Origin of the sequence: Paraburkholderia steynii, from assembly GCF_900100565.1 — a bacterium.
GTDB classification, from domain to species: Bacteria; Pseudomonadota; Gammaproteobacteria; order Burkholderiales; family Burkholderiaceae; genus Paraburkholderia; species Paraburkholderia terrae.
Window position 1 is genome coordinate 15725 of sequence record NZ_FNDI01000054.1, and the last position, 16767, is coordinate 32491.

General features: G+C 61.4%; 12 protein-coding genes and 7 pseudogenes. 7 read left to right on the plus strand and 12 right to left on the minus strand.

The annotated features are described in order from the left end of the window. Positions 1-24: 24 nt before the first annotated feature. The 6 genes from BLT65_RS44250 to coxB are packed head-to-tail and all read right to left on the minus strand — an operon-like array spanning position 25 to position 6836. Positions 25-528 carry a CinA family protein gene (locus BLT65_RS44250; protein ID WP_091790416.1) on the minus strand — a complete coding sequence of 168 codons (504 nt, stop codon included), beginning with the start codon at positions 526-528 and terminating at the stop codon, positions 25-27. A 15-nt stretch (positions 529-543) separates the two neighbouring features. Continuing rightward, entirely contained in the window at positions 544-1884 is a 1341-nt protein-coding gene (locus BLT65_RS44255; protein WP_091790417.1) for a c-type cytochrome, read from the minus strand. Next, positions 1881-2834, minus strand: a complete 954-nt coding sequence (locus tag BLT65_RS44260) for a cytochrome c oxidase assembly protein (protein WP_244187072.1) — start codon at positions 2832-2834, stop codon at positions 1881-1883. Before BLT65_RS44260 ends, BLT65_RS44255 begins: the two co-directional genes overlap by 4 nt. An 11-nt stretch (positions 2835-2845) precedes the next feature. Beyond that, the gene (locus tag BLT65_RS44265; protein WP_091790419.1) at positions 2846-3178 is read right to left on the minus strand and encodes a hypothetical protein; all 333 of its coding nucleotides are present in this window, start codon (positions 3176-3178) and stop codon (positions 2846-2848) included. Further along, the gene (gene ctaD, locus BLT65_RS44270; protein WP_091790420.1) at positions 3175-5772 is read right to left on the minus strand and encodes a cytochrome c oxidase subunit I; all 2598 of its coding nucleotides are present in this window, start codon (positions 5770-5772) and stop codon (positions 3175-3177) included. Before ctaD ends, BLT65_RS44265 begins: the two co-directional genes overlap by 4 nt. Then, entirely contained in the window at positions 5769-6836 is a 1068-nt protein-coding gene (gene coxB, locus BLT65_RS44275) for a cytochrome c oxidase subunit II (RefSeq protein WP_091790421.1), read from the minus strand. Before coxB ends, ctaD begins: the two co-directional genes overlap by 4 nt. Before the next feature lie 200 nt (positions 6837-7036). On the opposite strand from coxB, the pseudogene BLT65_RS44280 reads away from it, so the two are divergent. The 3 genes and pseudogenes from BLT65_RS44280 to BLT65_RS44290 all read left to right on the plus strand — a co-directional run. Beyond that, positions 7037-7213, plus strand: a pseudogene (locus BLT65_RS44280) (hemerythrin domain-containing protein); the annotation flags it as partial. 296 nt (positions 7214-7509) lie between these two features. Beyond that, positions 7510-8379: an SHOCT domain-containing protein gene (locus BLT65_RS44285; RefSeq protein ID WP_091790422.1), complete on the plus strand. Its 870-nt coding sequence runs from the start codon at positions 7510-7512 to the stop codon at positions 8377-8379. Positions 8380-8702: 323 nt separating this feature from the next. Next, positions 8703-10301 carry a SagB/ThcOx family dehydrogenase gene (locus BLT65_RS44290; RefSeq protein WP_042305764.1) on the plus strand — a complete coding sequence of 533 codons (1599 nt, stop codon included), beginning with the start codon at positions 8703-8705 and terminating at the stop codon, positions 10299-10301. Positions 10302-10348: 47 nt separating this feature from the next. Here the strand turns inward: BLT65_RS44290 and BLT65_RS44295 are convergent. Continuing rightward, positions 10349-10743, minus strand: a pseudogene (locus BLT65_RS44295) (DDE-type integrase/transposase/recombinase); the annotation flags it as partial. Between BLT65_RS44295 and BLT65_RS44300 the strand changes: the two are divergent. Then, positions 10711-11403 (plus strand): sel1 repeat family protein, encoded by a 693-nt coding sequence (locus BLT65_RS44300; RefSeq protein ID WP_244187074.1) that lies wholly within the window; start codon positions 10711-10713, stop codon positions 11401-11403. The pseudogene BLT65_RS44295 and the gene BLT65_RS44300 sit on opposite strands and share 33 nt — an antisense overlap. Before the next feature lie 101 nt (positions 11404-11504). Here BLT65_RS44300 and BLT65_RS44305 read toward each other — a convergent pair whose 3' ends face one another. Next, on the minus strand, positions 11505-11699 hold the full coding sequence (locus tag BLT65_RS44305; RefSeq protein ID WP_081920802.1) for a hypothetical protein: 195 nt from the start codon (positions 11697-11699) through the stop codon (positions 11505-11507). A gap of 257 nt (positions 11700-11956) precedes the next feature. Between BLT65_RS44305 and BLT65_RS44310 the strand changes: the two are divergent. The 3 genes and pseudogenes from BLT65_RS44310 to BLT65_RS44320 form a co-directional block, all read left to right on the plus strand. Further along, positions 11957-12424, plus strand: a pseudogene (locus tag BLT65_RS44310) (hypothetical protein); the annotation flags it as partial. A 56-nt stretch (positions 12425-12480) separates the two neighbouring features. After that, positions 12481-13515, plus strand: coding sequence for an IS630 family transposase (locus tag BLT65_RS44315; protein WP_091790423.1), 1035 nt, complete (start codon positions 12481-12483; stop codon positions 13513-13515). A gap of 23 nt (positions 13516-13538) precedes the next feature. Continuing rightward, positions 13539-14459: pseudogene (locus BLT65_RS44320) on the plus strand (hypothetical protein); the annotation flags it as partial. Between the two features lie 118 nt (positions 14460-14577). On the opposite strand, the pseudogene BLT65_RS44325 reads toward BLT65_RS44320, so the two are convergent. The 4 genes and pseudogenes from BLT65_RS44325 to BLT65_RS44340 all read right to left on the minus strand — a co-directional run. Then, positions 14578-14914, minus strand: a pseudogene (locus BLT65_RS44325) (serine dehydratase beta chain); the annotation flags it as partial. A 412-nt stretch (positions 14915-15326) separates the two neighbouring features. Beyond that, positions 15327-15491, minus strand: a pseudogene (locus BLT65_RS48270) (MBL fold metallo-hydrolase); the annotation flags it as partial. 298 nt (positions 15492-15789) lie between these two features. After that, on the minus strand, positions 15790-16047 hold the full coding sequence (locus BLT65_RS44335; RefSeq protein WP_042305760.1) for a DUF4242 domain-containing protein: 258 nt from the start codon (positions 16045-16047) through the stop codon (positions 15790-15792). Positions 16048-16094: 47 nt separating this feature from the next. After that, a pseudogene (locus tag BLT65_RS44340) lies at positions 16095-16767 on the minus strand (AAA family ATPase); the annotation flags it as partial.

The following is a 16767-nucleotide window of genomic DNA, read 5'->3' on the forward strand; positions in this document are numbered from 1 at the left end:
CTCGCGCGCTTCAACGACACTCGCTCAGCGCAGCAAGCCCAAGGTGTTGAAGTAATGCTCGATGCGCGACAGCGCGTAACGCGCAGCGTGATGACGGATTTCGTTGCGGCTGCCGGTGAAGCGTCGGGTTTCTGTAAACGTAACGATGTGACCATCGCGCATGCGGTACGCCCACGCGAAGCATTGCGTACCGGGCGGCGGTCCGTCCGATGGCGATGCATCGGCGACGCCGGTGTTGGCCACCGCAACATGAGCGCAACACGCCTCCTGCTGCAACGCGCCCTCCACCATCTCGCGGGCGACGGCTTCGCTCGTCAGGCCATATTGCTGCATGGTCGCATGCTGCACGCCGAGAAAGCCTGCCTTGCCGGACGGCGAGTATGTGACGAAGCCGACATCGAGGCACGCTCTGCTTCCGGGCACTTCGGCGAGACACGATGCAATCTGCCCCGCCGTACACGATTCGGCTGTCGCGAGCTTGAGGCCGCGCGAGCTGAGAAAAGACACCACCTGTCGTGCAACGTTCATGGCTCCCCCTCTCTCTCACTTGTGCAGTTCGGCGCGCAGCGTGCTGACATCGTTCGCGGTGACCGGTTGCGCGTTGTTGCCCCACGCACTGCGGATATATGTCAGCACCTGGGCAATCTGCACATCGGCCAGTGTCCCCACGAAACCGGGCATCGACTGGCGCGGTGGCCCTGTGAGCGTCGCCGGGCTATTGCCGCCTTCGACAAGCAGCCTGATCAGCGACGTCGTATCTTCCGTCAGCACAGAAGGATTGCCAGCCAGCGAAGGAAAGGCGTTGGGAACGCCCATACCGTCGTCGCGATGGCATCTCGCACAAAAACTGCGATACACATTAAAGCCGAGCGACAGTTCATCGGGCACGCGGTTGCCATTGACTGACGCACGCGCCGGATCGGCGTTCGGCGTGTAAGTCCCGGACGGCTTTTGCGCGGGCAGCGACTTCAGATAGCGCGCGATTGCCTGCGCATCCTCGTCGGTGAGGTATTGAGAGCTGTCTTCGATCTGCTCGACCATACTGCCATAGGCGATCACGCCGCCGGCGTGCCCCGTCTTAAGGAACGACGCGATGTCGGCGGCGCTCAGCCGGCCGAGGCCCGATCCTTTATCGCCTGTGAGGTTCGGCGCGAACCAGTGATCGTTGACGCTGCCCGTGAGATAGCTCTTCGATGATTCGTCGTAGCCGCGCTCCTGGAACGCCGCGCCGCGCGGCGTGTGACAGGCGCCGCAATGGCCGAGGGACTGCACCAGATACGCACCGCGATTCCATTGCGTGTTACGGTCCGCACGCGGTTTGTACACGCCGCCTGGCGCAAACGCTAGCTGCCAGTAGCGCAGCGCCCAGCGCTGATTGAACGGAAATGCCACGTCAGAAGGCGGCGTTGGTTTTGCGACGGGCACAACGCGATGCATGACGTAGCCGTACAGCGCCCGCATGTCGTCGTCCGATATTTTGGCAAACGACGCATACGGCATCGCCGGATACAGTAGCTTACCGTCCCGCGCCACACCCTCGCGCAACGCGCGCGCGAAATCCTCGTAGCTGTACTGGCCGATGCCGAATTGCCGGTCGGGCGTGATGTTGCTCGACATGATCGTGCCGAATGGCGATGCAAGGCCCAGTCCGCCTGCGAGTGGCGCACCACCTTGCGCCGCCGTATGGCAGCCTGCGCAATCGCCCGCCTTCGCGATGTATTCGCCGCGCGCGAGCGTTGCGTAATCAGGCAGCGGCGCTTGCGCAGGCGCGGCGACGGCAGCTTCATCGGGTGTCGGTAAAACGAACAGAAGCGCGAACGCGCAGCCGCCCGACAATGCGCACGCTATGAGCCAGCGGATCGACGGCGTGCGGTGAAGATTCATCGCGTTCCATCCCGCGGCACAATCACCGCATGCCGCGTTGTGAGCATGGGCGCATTGCGACGCGTCAGCCAGCGCGCGGCAATCGCCAGTCCGCCCACCAGATACGCAGTCGCCGCCGGCACCCACATGATGAGCCCGCCCAGCTGCTGGTCGTGCAGCGGATCGACGCCTAGCGCGCTGCACGGTTCCACGTACAGCGGATACAAGAGGCCAGGCGCGAGTGTGATCAGCGCGCCGAGTGCGCCCGTGTGGACCATCGTCGTGAATAGCGACAACATGGCGTGGCCGTCCGTCTGTCGCCGCGCGCCGTCGCCTGCGACGGTCCACCAGAAGAGCAAGGCCGTCAGTAGAAAACTCGCGTGCTGTAGCGAATGTACCCATTGATGAACCAGCGCCGCCTGGAACAACGCAGGCGCATGCCACGCCCATAGCGCCGCCGCGTGCAGCGGCCAGGCAACGAGCGGCAAGGTCAGCGCCCGCCAGAACCTGGAAAACGCCCGCGTCCTGACCAGCCATCCAAGCCTCAACCGCGCACGCTTCGGCAACGCCCATATCCACACGCCGAGCGGCCGGCCGATCACGAGCAACGGCGCGGCAATCAGCATCATCGATTCATGCTGCACCATATGGGCAGAGAAGAGAGCTGAGCCAAGCGGATCGAGCGGCGAGAAAAGCGCGAGCGCCAGCCCGAGCCAGCCGCCGGCGAAGGCTGCGAAATGGATTTCGCGGACGCGGGCGCTGCGCGCGTGCGGAGAGCCGCGCTTGCGAAGACGCAAATAGCCGACCCCGTACGCGACGAGGCTTGCCATCATCAGCGCAAGCACCCAGGGTTCGGCCGTCCAGCCGAATGAGGGAATGGCCGGACCAGAGGCGGAGAGCACGTGCGCAGTTGCGACACCTGGCGTGAGCAACGCAACGCACGCCGGCGCGACAACGAGCCTGATACGCATGCGCGGTGCGTTCAACGACAGGCCGAGAGCAACCATTGCGGGAACCACATCATCAGTTGGATCAGCGCCGACAGCGCGGCAACCAGCATCGCCATCAGCGCAAAGAAAGCAGCGCATGCCGCGCCGGCATCGCGTGCGCGCGACATGAGACGCCAGCGCGTGTGGGCAAGCACTGTCGCCGCCACCGAAAACAGAAATGCGACCGCGCTGACGACATCGAGCGCCAGCGTGCTGCGCTGTGCACACGCCACCTGCACGAGCGCATAGTTGAGGCTCTGCGCACCGAGTACGACAAAAGGCGCGACGACCAGACCGAGCCACGAGGCAAAAGAAGTCCGGTTCATGGCGACATCCGGGGCGCGAAATAGATCACCAGATAAATCGGCAGCCAGCTCAACACGACGAAGTACCAGTAGACCGCGTTCTCGCTCGTGTCGACCAGCCGCTTGCCCTCGTATGGCCCGATGTACAGCAGCGCGGCAAGGACGGCCGTATCGACGGTATCGGTGATCAGGTGGGTCGTATGAAGACCAAGCAGTAGCCAGACAATCGATCCGTACGCGTTTGCGTACCACATCACGTTGAGCGCGGCGAACTCGAAGCCGCGCAACACCAGAAACATCAGCGCGAACGCAAGGCAAATGACGAGCCAAAGGCGCGCGCCTTTCCGGTTGCCGTTGTTCGCGGCTCGCCGCGCGAGTTCGTTGGGCAACATGCTCGCGATCAGCACAGCCGTATTCAGCGAGCCCCACAACAGCGACGGCGGCGGCGCGTGCATCGGCCATACCGCGTTGACGGCTCGCAGATAGAAGTACATCGCGATGGCGAGCGCGAACGCGGTGCCTTCGATCAGCATCAGCCCCATGGTCGCCCACCACATCAGGCTGCGTGACCCGAAGCCGAAGCTCGGCAGGCCACGCACATCGAGCGTCGACGGTTGCGCGAGCGGCATCGCCACTTTCTTTGCGCCGTCGTGCGGCGCGTCGTCGGGCCAGCGTTCCAGTGCGCGCGCAATCGCATTGTTGCGCCGCGTCGGCCAGAACCAGATGATCATCGCGATCGCGACGGGCACAGTGCCCCACCACACCACCGACGGCGTATAGATCGAGCCGATGAAGAAGACCGTCGTCGCGACCGCGCTAAGGAACGGCCAGATCGACGGTGTTGGGAACAGCGGGCGCGTGTCGGGCTGCGCGTCGAGCGCGGTCGTCGTCAGCACTTCGCGCGCGGTCGCCGTCAGTCCCGACACCCAGCGAGGCTCGCGAGGCGACTCCCAAAGCGGCTCCTGCGCATGGACGACGGGCAGCGCGTCGAAGTTGTGAGGCGGCGGCGGGCTCGGCACGCTCCACTCGAGCGAGCCGCCGCCCCACGGATCGGCGCCCGCCCGTGATCCGTGCCTGCTGCTATGCACTACGTTGTAGATGAACACCAGCATGCCCGCAGCCATCATGTACGCGCCTATGGTCGAGCCAAGGTTCATCGTGTCCCAGCCCATGCCGTGCGGCCAGGTCCACACGCGGCGCGGCATCCCACGCAGACCGAGCAGATGCATCGGAAAGAACGTCACGTTGAAGCCGATGAAGAAAAGCCAGAAGTGCCATCGTCCGAGCCTTTCGTCGAGCATGCGGCCCATCATTTTCGGGAACCAGTAATAGATCGCGCCAAACAGCGGAAACACAGCGCCGCCGATCAACACGTAATGCAAATGCGCGACGACGAAGTACGTGTCATGCACCTGCAGATCGAGCGACACCGATCCGAGCATCACACCCGTCAAACCGCCTAGCACGAGATTGAAGAAAAACGCCAGCACGAAGTACAGCGGCGCTTTCATGTTCAGCCGGCCCGTCAGCAGCGTCGCGAGCCAGCAGTAGATCTGCACGCCGGACGGAATCGCGATCATGACGCTCGCCGCCGTAAAGAAGCTCTTCCCGAGCGCGGGCACCGATGTCGCGAACATGTGGTGAACCCAGAGCCCGAAAGCAAGGAAGGCTGTGGCGATCAACGAGAGCACCATCGCCGGATAGCCGAACACCGGACGGCGCGAGAACGTTGCAACAATCGCCGACATGAAGCCGAGCGCCGGGATGAAGATCAGGTATACCTCCGGGTGCCCGAAGAACCAGAACAGATGCTGCCATAGCAACACGTCGCCGCCAAGCGCCGGGTTGTAGAACTGCGTGCCGACCAGGCGGTCGAGGATCAACGCAGTGCTCGCCAGCATCACGGCGGGCATCGCGAACAGCACCATAAACTGCGTCACCAGTGTCGCCCATACGAATAGCGGCATACGGTTGAGCGACATGCCGGGCGCGCGCATCTTGAGGATCGTCGCAATCAGCACCACGGCTTCGAGCAGCCCGGAGATCTCCGTGAACGTGATCATCTGCGCCCAGATGTCCGTGCCTTTGCCCGTCGAATAGTCGGGGCCAGCGAGCGGCACGTAGCTGAACCAGCCCGCGCGCGGCCCGGCGCCCAGGACGAGCGCGACGTACAACGTCAGGCCGCCGAACAGAAACACCCAATAGGCGTACGCATTGACGCGCGGAAACGCGATGCTGCGCGCGCCGACCATCAGCGGCACGAGCCACGCTGCAACCGCCTGCATGACGGGTACGGCGAACAGAAACATCATCGTCGAACCGTGCACTGTGAAGAGCTGGTCATAGAGGTCCGGTCCGAACAGCCGGCCGTCCGGCCGCGCGAGCTGGGTGCGCATGGCGAGCGCGAGCAAGCCTGCGAGCAGAAAGAAGACGAAGGTCGTGACGATGAAGCGGCGCGCGATGGTCTTGTGATTGACGGCCGATAGCATGCCGATAAAGCCGCCCGGGTCGCGCCATGTTTGCGCGAGCGCATCTTTTACATGCTGCGGCGCGTCCGGCCCGTCTTTGAGGTCAAGGTTTACATCAGTCACGATTCGCGGTTCGGCCGTGCTCATTGCAACGTCCCCAGCCATGCGACGACGGCCCGCAGATCGTCGGCCGCCAGCGGCACCGCGGGCATCGTCGTACCCGGTTTGACCGCTTGCGGATCGCGAATCCATTGGAGCAGATCGGCGGGCGTGTTGGCGAGCGCGCCTGCTGCGATCGTCTGGCGGCTCATCAGATGCGTGAGGTCCGGGCCGAGCGTGCCTTGCCCGGAAGAGCCACGCACCGTATGACATCCGGCGCAACTCGACTGCTCGAAGATTTGCCGTCCGCGTTGCGCAAGCGCGTCGGATGGACCTGAAGCGGATGCAACCTGCCGGCCGCGCCACGCCGTGTATTGCTCGGGCGATTGCGCAACGACGAGCATCGCCATTAGCGCATGCTCGGCGCCGCAAAACTCGGCGCACTGGCCACGATAGATGCCGGGCCTGTCGGCGCGAAATTCGATTGCCGTCTCGATACCCGGCAGCATGTCTTTCTTGCCATGCAGATTCGGCACCCAGAACGTGTGGATCACATCACCGGCCTTCAGCGCAACGATGACGGGACGGCCGACGGGTACGTGCAACTCGTTGGCCGTCGCGAAACCGGGCTGACCCGCCTCCGGCGAATAGACGGCTTGCCACCACCATTGCTGCCCCGTCACTTCGATACGCACCGCGTTCTCGACAGGCAGCTTCGAAAGCGCGCGATCCGTCATCACGTCGGCGATCACCAGGCCGACAAGCAGCACGACCGATGCAGCCGTCGCTGCGATGACCGCGTTGCGCGTGCGCGTCGAAGTTCGCTCGTCGGGCTGAGGCGTGGACGGCGATGAGTCGGCGCTACGACGGTTGCGCATGAGCGCCATGAGCGTTGCAAGAAGCACGGCTGCGAAAACGGTTCCGCAGATGACCAGCGTCACATTCCACAGGCGCAGGATATGCGCCGCCTGCACGCCTGCCGGCTCGAGCGCGCTCTGTTGCGGCGCGGCGGCGACATCGAGCACGACCAGCGCCGAAAACACCAGGACGCACGCACGCAGCGCCGCGTACGCGCGCGAGTGAGCTCGTCGAACACGGCTGTCGGCGGTCATCTGGTCCGGTCAACTCGATGGAAACACCGGTGCGTCGCATACCGTGTGCCAGTCAGTCATGACTCTAGGTCACGGACGCGCGCCCACACACCTCGGCACCGCTGGTTCGAGGAACGCTCATTGCTGAATGTGGATGCGGATCGTGAGACCGTACATGGACGGCAGCGACGCAATTCCTCACATATTTCAGGGAGATACGAATGAACACGCAGAACAAGGAAAGCGGATCGACTGACGCCCCCGCTACAGCGGACGCGATCGCGTTGCTGAAGGCCGATCACCGCGCAGTTGAGAAGCTCTTTGATGCGTTCGAAAAGGCGGCGGACGGCGATCTGGACGCAAAGGGCACGCTGGCGCGGCGCGCATGCGAAGAACTGAGATTCGACTGCCGGTAGAGCGGAAGCAAGCTAAAGGCATGCACCCCGGCGCCCGTACCATCGCTCGGGTTTCCAGAGCCGACGAACACCGTGCCGCCAACCGGCGTGTCCCCGGATTTGATCGATCCGGGCATCTCGAAACTCGCTAACATGCTCCAATAGACAATCGTTATGGGTCGGAGATAACAGACACTTCACCGAACAGACACTTCACCGCAAAACGATCGGGCGGTGGCAATTACCCGGGCAGTAACATCATCCCGGGAGGCAACACGAGAAACCATGAGTGGATCACCATGCAAAAACTCACCCCCGCCGGCCAGCAACTGATCGAAGAAGTAGCCCAGCGACATGGGTTCAGCACGGATGCGGTGATGAGCATGCTGGAGTCTGTAATTCGCGGTAACGGCAGCATGGCCCAGTTCGATCACCCCGAATTTGGTGGCTCCGGCCAGTGGATGCAGGGAGGAATGACCATGGTCTCCGACATGTTCAACCACTACCTGAAGGGCCGGGTCGACGGGCTCTGTTCTGAGCTTTCCCGCCTGGTGGCAAACCAGCCCGACCTGATTCGCAACGGCAGCTTCCAGTCGCAGAACCAGGGTACCCAGCAGCAGGGCAACGACGGTGGCCGCCAGCAACAACAGCAGAACGCTGGTTACGGTGGCAGGAACCAGCAGCAGACTGCAGCCGGACCAGTCGAACCGGTGAGTCTGTTCGTTCCGCCCGCGCCCGGCAATTCCGGCGACTGGTGGCCCGCTGATCTGGGGCGGCCCAACACAACGGGTGCCCAGAACGACGTCCGCTATGCCTACTTCGGACCGACCCGGCGCCTGGCGATCGAAGTGAACGGCAAGGTGACGGTCTACGATACGCTCGATCACCAGATCAGCGGCTTCTCGCAGCAGCAGTCCCGCGGCGCGTCCCTCACATTCGCGAGCCAGCACGGCCTGGTTGCTGTCGCCAGCCTGCCGGTTGTTTCGTTGGGCGGGGTTCCGCAGCCGGTGTCGCCGCTGATGCAGGAGGAGCCCGTCAGCACTCAGTCGGTGGCCCGCGAGACAGACGTGTTCGCCACCATAGAGAAGCTCGCCGCACTGCACGCGAAGGGGATTCTCAGCGATGAGGAGTTCGCCGCCAAGAAGGCGGAGCTGCTGAGCCGTTTGTGAGCGTCCTGTCATCGCGCAGCGCAACGGGGCACGATTTCGATGGGTAGAGCGAATGGCGGCTAACCTGGGATGGCCACAAGCTTTTGACGTCTGCAGCCCCGAATGCCTTTGAAGACGCCTGAAGCGCAACTTGTGCGCTGGAAACATCCGTGGGCTTTCGTGGAGACAACCCGAGTGCCAGCCACGGTACAGTGGCCACCAAGGGCAACAGCAGTTGGCCGAAGTGCGCCTGCTTCCACGACCGAAATGAGATCGCGCCCCAACGTCCAGCCAGCTGGTTTCGTACAGCCGCATGTGGGGGATTCCTGGCCTGAGGGGGGAACATGGACCGGTCAAGGCGTGCGCTGCTTGAATATCACGAACGCAGCAAGCACCACGTCAACTTCTACGCCCCTGGTCCCGGGAGGCTCGATTGGACAACCCAGCCGGATCCGTTCCGGGTGTTTCACGGCACACCGCGGGTAGATCTGCCGTTAGCCGCGGAAACACTGACTACACGCTACAGCGCGTTGCGCTGCGGCGCCCTGCCGCCCGCGCACGCATTCGATCTAACCAGTCTGGCAATCCTGTTCGAACTCTCGCTCGGCCTGTCAGCGTGGAAATCGTATGGCGCCCAGCGGTGGGCACTGCGCTGCAACCCTTCGAGCGGAAACCTGCATCCGACCGAGAGCTATCTGCTGTGTCCCGCTCTGCCCGGCGTGTCCGCCGGGGTCTACCACTACCTGAGCCGGGACCATGCGCTTGAACAACGCGCCGCAGTGAACGATCCGCGATGGACTCAGGCGTTTTCGGACAGCGGTGTCCTGGTCGGCATAAGCTCGATCTACTGGCGCGAGGCGTGGAAATACGGTATGCGTGCATGGCGCTACTGCCAGCACGATTGCGGCCATGTCATCGCTGCGCTGAGTTACGCAGCGACTGCGCTCGGCTGGCAGACGCGGCTGGTGGAGGCGGCTGCCGATGATGAACTGGCCGACTTGCTAGGATCGCACCGCAGCGCAGATTTCGTGGACGCCGAAGCCGAGGCGTCGGATGTGTTGCTCTGGATTGGCAATCCTGAATGGCGGCCTGACCTTGAGCGCATGCGGACCGCTTTGGACAAGGCGCAGTGGTCCGGACGCGCGAATCAGCTGAGCTCGGGACATGTGAAGTGGCCGGATATCGATTCGATCCATCTCGCCACGCACAAGGCCCGGACTCCCGAACCGACTTCGCCGAATCCAGAACTGCGCCCGCCCCCTGCGCAGCCCGCCCTTGATCTCCGCTTTGCCCAGATCGCCCGGCAGCGTCGCAGCGCGGTGAATTTCGATGGTACGACGCGCATCGCCAGCGCGGCCTTTTTCAGCATGCTGGGGTGCCTGTTGCCACATCGCGACACGCCGCCGTGGAATGCCCTGATATCTCCTGCGGCAGTGCACGCGGCACTATTTGTGCATCGCGTCGACGGCCTGGAGCCGGGTCTGTATATGCTCGTGAGAAATCCCGGAGCGCTGCCGGTTCTCATGCAGTCTCTGCGTCCAGAATGGCTGTGGAAGAAGACCGGGCCGGACTATCTGCCGCTCTATTTTCTACTGCCTTACGATTTGCGCGCCGTGGCAAAGTTGATCTGCTGCCACCAGGATATCGCCGCCGACGCCTGCTTTGCGCTGGGAATGATCGCGAGATTCGAAATCGCCCTGAAGCAACCATGGCGTTATCGCCACCTCTTCTGGGAATGCGGCATTCTCGGCCAGGTTCTGTATCTCGAAGCCGAAGCCGCCGGAGTGCGTGCCACGGGGGTTGGTTGCTTTTTTGACGACGAAATGCACACACTGCTCGGAGTGAAAGATCACGCCTGGCAGAGCTTGTATCACTTCACAGTCGGTGGCGCGGTGGACGATCCACGCCTCTCTGCATTCCCGCCGTATGAGGTTCAGCCCTGAAGCGAGCGTCCCACGTTCCGCCCCTGGCGAGACGGCATTCGCCAGGATCAACCGCGGCGACTGAATGTGGCTTTGTCGCGATAAAACGATTGCTGTTGGGTGCCGTTGTCTTTCATCTGCCCCTTGGCGATCATGTGCGCCACCTCGATGCCACCAAGCAGAATGCGGGCGCACCGGAAATTCTTGAACCCAAGCATGGTTCGGGTGCGCCGCTTGATCGCGCGGTGGTCCTGTTCGATGATGTTGTTCAAGTACTTCGTCTGGCGGATCTTGATGGGCGTTTCGCGCTCGGCGTTGATGGCTTCCAGCGCAGCCAGATTGCGCCGCTTTTGTCGATCGTCACCGTCTCGGGTTCGCCATTCCGGGCGATCGATTTTTCGAAATACCGGCGCGCCGCGGTCTTATCCCGATGGGCCCGCAACAGAAAATCGACGGTGTTGCTGACGTTCATTATCGCAGGTTGCAATCGGTGAAAGGTGAGCTAGAATCAGGTGCATTCTTCACCACGGGTTCGCTCACCATGCAAATGGAAAGCTGGGTCGGAGCCATCGAGCGCGAATGGCATCAGTTGCGTCGCGCCGACCCTACACTGGATGTCGAAAAATTCTCGCGCCACGTCATTGCGGCAAACAAAACCGGATTCCTGTCACCGGAGTCGCTCGCCGCAATCGCCAACGCCCTTCTCACCAGCACGTTAAACCATGCACCCTATCTGGGCCGCTGGCTACTGGAGCGCATTGGCGCGAACCGCCATCCGGCTTGGCGAACGGCAATGGCCATATCACTCGTCGCACCAACAGGTGGGGACGCGGACTTTGAGAGAGGTAACGCGATTCTTGAAGACGTGATGAAGGATGAAACCGCGGACGGTCGTCTGCGCGGCCTGGCCGCCGCCGCGCTGGCCGACAGCGCACGGCTTGGGCGGGGCGTGCAGGCGGATGTGAGCCGTGCGCGCTCGCTCTACGAGCAGGCCATTGAACTGGGACACAAAGCCTCAGCACACAATCTCGGACTTTTCTGGGAGGGCGTGTGGGGTGCAGAAGACAGGAGTTGTCCCGGACCGCACAAAGGCCATGCAGAGCTATCGACGCGGTGGAGATGACAAACGTTGCCAACGCCGTCTGGAGGCGCTACGTTGAGGCACTACCGCCTGCGAGTCGGGCGGGTTGAAGAACCTGAGCGGCACCCGACGGATTTCTCTCATCAATGGATAAAGGCAAGGTGACGGAGAAGAGACTCTCCGTCCTCCGTGATGCGAGGGCGTACTGCCCCGCCCGCGAGCCGCTCCAGTGCGACAAGCTGGCGTTCAAGCAACGTACCAAGTTCTTCCCGTTCGGCAATGTGATCGGCGGAGTCCCTGACCAGCATCAATGTTGCAAATTCGTGGGCGCTCAACACGTGATGCTCCTGATGCAAAGAGAGATACGCAGGTCGTCAGGTTTTCCAGTGACTGGGGTTCGATGACGACCCACAACGGTGGATTGAATACCGAGGGCGAAAAGCTTAACGTCGAAATGTGACAGCATGAGGACGGCCGTTTTGGCGCTGGACGCCCGGCGGTGACACATAGGTAGCGACCGACACATCAGATGACAGCATCGCCTCCTCTATAATCAAGATATTCAGAATATCAACATCGCATGGAGCCCTACTTTATGAGTCAAGCCCGCGGGCGATATGCGGGATCCCGGGGCAACGGCCAACGCCATCCTCACCACGAAAAAAAATCTCCGCCCAACCGGCAGGGACAACCGTATGTGAAGGCGCCTCCCCGCGACTCCGTCCAGACTGCCTCCATCTTCAAAACACGATCTTTTCAGTTTCTGGTCGATGCGGTAGGTGCCGAGAATATCGCGATAGCACTTGAATCGAACATGACGCGCGTGGGCGAACTGATGAAGGGCGAACGATTCACGCCCGAGACGGCCTTCCACATGGAAACTACGCTTGGGTTACCGCATGGCTTTTTTGACCAGCCCAATCCCGCGCTCGCGGCCGAGACCATTGCACGCCTGAAGTCACCGCTCGACTTCATTCAAACGGATGACGGACATGACGTAGAGCCTGAAGCAATTAAGCCCGCTTCTGCCCTGAACGTCGATCATCAACCATTTCTTGAAGATATTGATCCGGCAATAAAATGTTGAAACCTTGATCGCGGCGAACTGTCGGAGTCGATATGGAAAAAATTGACTCTCGAACCTTGCCGGTGGCGGCATTGAATGAACGCCGTCGTCGCGCGGTGAAGATGCGCCTCGAAGGCATAGCGTTGAAAGAGGTGGCGCTGCGTTGCGAAATGTCGCCCACGACGGTGATCGCGGCGTGCAAGGCGTACGAGGCGGGTGGCTGGCGTGCGGTGGATGTCGGCCCTCGTGGTCGGCCAGCGGGTGCCGGGCGCAGTCTGAGTGCCGACCAGGAGCGGGTCGTGCAGAAGATTATCCAGGATCGCACGCCAGACCAGCTGAAAATGCCTTATGCCCTGTGGACCCGTCAAAGCGTAGCTGAGGTGATCGAACAGCGGTTTGGCATCCGTGTGCCGGTTCGTACGATGGGACTGTATCTGTCGCGCTGGGGCTTCACCCCGCAAAAGCCATTGAAGAAGGCTTATGAGCAATCGCCGGCGGCGATCAGGAAATGGCTCGATGAAGACTATCCCGCCATTGCGCAGCGGGCCGGGGCTGAGGGAGCCGAAGTCCACTGGGGTGATGAAACGGGACTGCGTTCCGACGATGTCCGAGGCCGCGGTTACGCACCCGCAGGCAAGACACCGGTGCTCAAGGTCAATGCGAAGCGTACTGGCCTGTCGGTCATCTCTACGGTGACAAATAAAGGACAGATGCGCTGGAAGATCTTCGACGGAGCGCTGAACACCGGCATCCTGATCGACTTCATGCGACGACTGATTACCGGGGCGAAGAAAAAGATCTTCCTTATTCTGGACAATCTGCGTGTACATCACGGCAAGGCCGTGAAAGCCTGGCTGAACAGGCATCGTGATCGGATCGAGGTGTTCTATCTGCCCAGCTACAGCCCTGAGCTGAACCCCAACGAGATGGCCAACGCTGACCTCAAGCAAAGCGTGACGCGCCGCACACCAACGCGTACCAGGCTGCAACTGGTCAAGGCCACTATGCACCATTACAAGGTCGTTCAGAAACAACCCGAACGTATCCGGAAATACTTCCAGCATGATCCCGTTCGCTATGCCGCCTGATTTCAACATTTTATTGCCGGATCAATAGTTTGTCTGAGGAAGCGCAAATGCCAAAGAAAGTAGCGGGCGGGTCGCCCAGCGCCGTCAGGAACATTCAAAGCGAAATGCCCAAACAGCCTAAACCTCAAGCACCGCTCAAAGCTTCGCCTTCGAAAGACAAAGCGTCGCCTAAAACCCCTCAACAGCAACCGCTGGCACTGAGCGACAGCGCCGAGGTGGAGAACATCCGACGTGCTAACCTCCACGTTCTCACGAGTCGCAACGGATCAAAAGTAAGACTTGGCGTGGTCATGGAGATGAGTGGATTCAACATAGCCGATCGGCTACATGGCAAGAAGCGCATGGACAGTATCGAAGCAAACCGGTTCACGGAGCGACTGGGTTTGCCATCTGGCTGGCTGGACACGCCGCGCTCCGAAGCCGAGATTCCAGAGTCGGTGTCGCGTATGCTTACGCCTGCTTCGCGTGGTCGCGTATCCGCTCAACAACACGAGCCGCTTGCGACTGCAACAGACGTTGGCGCGCCAGTGAAGAAGCTCGCCAAAGCGAAGGCGAACACGACGCGTTCACGTGCGGGCGACCTGGGCGAATCGGAAAGCCTCTCGCCTGTTTCGGCGGATGGCGCAGGAGAGCAAGAGACGATCGTCATCAGCCCGCCAGTTCATGTGAATGATTTCGCCGACGACCTTGCCGGACGTCCACTTGAAGAAAGTAACGGCCAGGCACCGGCAGCCACACCGACAGCCCTTGAGTCGCTCCCCGCCCCCGTATCGCAGCGAAACCCGGTACCACTCGCCTTCTCTTCCGTGACCAGCCTGGATAATCTTCACGGTATCGAACCGATAGCGGAAGCATTGATCAAGACGCTGGCAGGTAAAGCACGCACGGGTCGATTGGACGAATTGAAAGCGCTGGAACTTTTGCAGCAAGCGGTCCTGTTGTGAGTCAGTGGTAGCGCGCCTGGCCCCCTCGGGCCATGACACATAAAATGCATCTACATGGCTTGGGCCGGCGCGCGCGAAAAATGGCGCCGTTTCAGGTCCTGCCCAACGAGCGACGATTGCCCGTCGTCTTGCACATCTCCAGCAAATCGGCACCGCCGCGGAACGGATGCGGCAACTGTTTGACAGCGGCGAGCACCATCGTACTCGGCGCGCCCGCCGTCACGACAAAGCCGACCAACCGACAGATACGTCGATTCGCGTAGCGTTTCGCCGTTCACACCTAACGCGTGCAACTTGAGTCCGTTCGGATGCTCGGGCAGCGCCTGCCGATAGAACGGAATGTGGTCCTTCTGCACGAACGGGATAGCGTGCGAGCCGAGCAGTGCAAGCGTGAGGGAGGTGCGGACCTGTTCGAGGCCGGCCGCTATCGTGTCGGGATCGACGGTATCGGGCGCTCCGCAGCCAGGTTCGCGGAAATCAGTGTACAAGTACCCCGTCAACGACGGGCGCTGGCTTTTTTACCGAAGTTCTTCCGAGACGCAACTGTAGTTGCTGTCTGCTGGTGTTCCCCGACGCCCTTCCGAGAGATGCCATTCGCGGTCGCTACGGCGCGAATGGCAGAGGAGCAACCTAAATCTGCCTTGCCAAAGGGTGAGACGTGAACGTCAGGTGAGGCCGAACTCGAGTCTTCCTACGCGGAAATCTGGCAAATTCAGTTGACGATCAGTAAGTTGCGCCGCGAGGCCAGGAGAATGGCAGACCTGCCCGGCCAGAGCGAATGCAATCTCACCTCGCTCCGCTGCATTGCAGCGCTAGATGCCGACGGATCGGAAACGCGTCATGCCGGTAGAAGGTATTCCGGCAAGTTCAATCATTTCGCATGCGCGCAACCAACGCGAGCAAGCGAGCACTCATTTCCTCGGCCGGCAAGTGCGCGAGCCAACCGTGACCAGGAAGCAGCCATTCGAAACGATACGCGGCCAGCTTGCCAAGCGATTCGGTGAGTTCGGTCCATGAATTGCAACAAGCTCGTTGCGGCATCATGTCGACTTGATAAGCGGGCCACCCTGTACAGGAGATTGATTTGACCGAGCGCTCGTCTGAATCTCGCGTTACTGGATATCCCGGTGACTCGCTTTCGGCGTCGTGTTGTCAACGGCTCGGCCCCTGTCCTCGCGTTGAGCCATTGTTAGTTTTAGCCTAGAGGGACGGGCTGCGAGGCAGACTCGAACGCGTCGATTGCTGGTTGCCGCCGCTGCCCGAATACCTTGGCGGCAAGCCTGTCGTTGGATCGGCTCAGCCATCAGACACTGCGTCCGTGCCCCACCTTCTAGTTAAACATTTCCGGCCGCAGGTCGCTTACCTCGATGATCACGTCGGCGGGCAGATTCGCCCGACGTGCAGCGGCGCGGATGGCGTCTGCGTTGGGCGCCTCATACAGGCAATAGGTCTTCTTCTTGTCCGCGCTGAGAAACGAAAAGAGCCACTCGATGCCTTCCTCGTCGTTGATTCTCTTCACAGTTGCAGCACTTTCACCCGTGACCTCGAGTTGTTCCGCAAAATTACGTTCAATCATAAAACGCGGCATGTGATTCTCCTTGAGTAGCGACTGCTCGTTGCGCGTCAAACACTGTACTAACTTTTGGGCCGAGCTTCTGCCTGCGCGCCACCGATTCGCTCCACGAGAGCGAACATCTTGAGTCTTCTGGCTGCAGCGGCCGCCATCGAGAGCAGATCTTGCGCTCGTTCTCTATCTTCTCTGCCATTGCGCGCCGCCAGCATGAGCGCGTATTCGTGCCGGCCATGGGCTAGCCACGGCCACGCCCGTAAGCGCTCATCCATGCGCAGCGCGTAGTCAAAATGCTGTTCGGCGGCTGACCAGTCGCCGAGTGCATGGGCCAGCATGCCAAGAAACCGTGCCGCAGATCCGCAGCAAAGCGTAAAGACTGGAACCGTGACGACCTGATCCTGGAACGGCAGGAGAAGGGCATAAATCCGTTCGGCATGTTCGACGTCCCGCAAGCGGGCAGCAACCTCCGCCAGATAGGTCAACGTGACAAGCCGCCTGCTGTCCACAGGGATGCTGGATTCCGATTCCGCAAGCCGATCGAGATTGTCGCGGGCCTGCGCTTCGAAGCCGAGATCACTACAGATCAACATGAATCCTGGCCGCCACGTAGCGTCCTCAGAATGCTCGTCGACAAACCGCTTGAAGATCGGCGCTACCTCGGCGAGCCGACCCTGTTCGCGGCGTATCGTGAACATTTGCATGCCGTAGACACCCGTTGCGAGATTCGCGTCAGCGTTC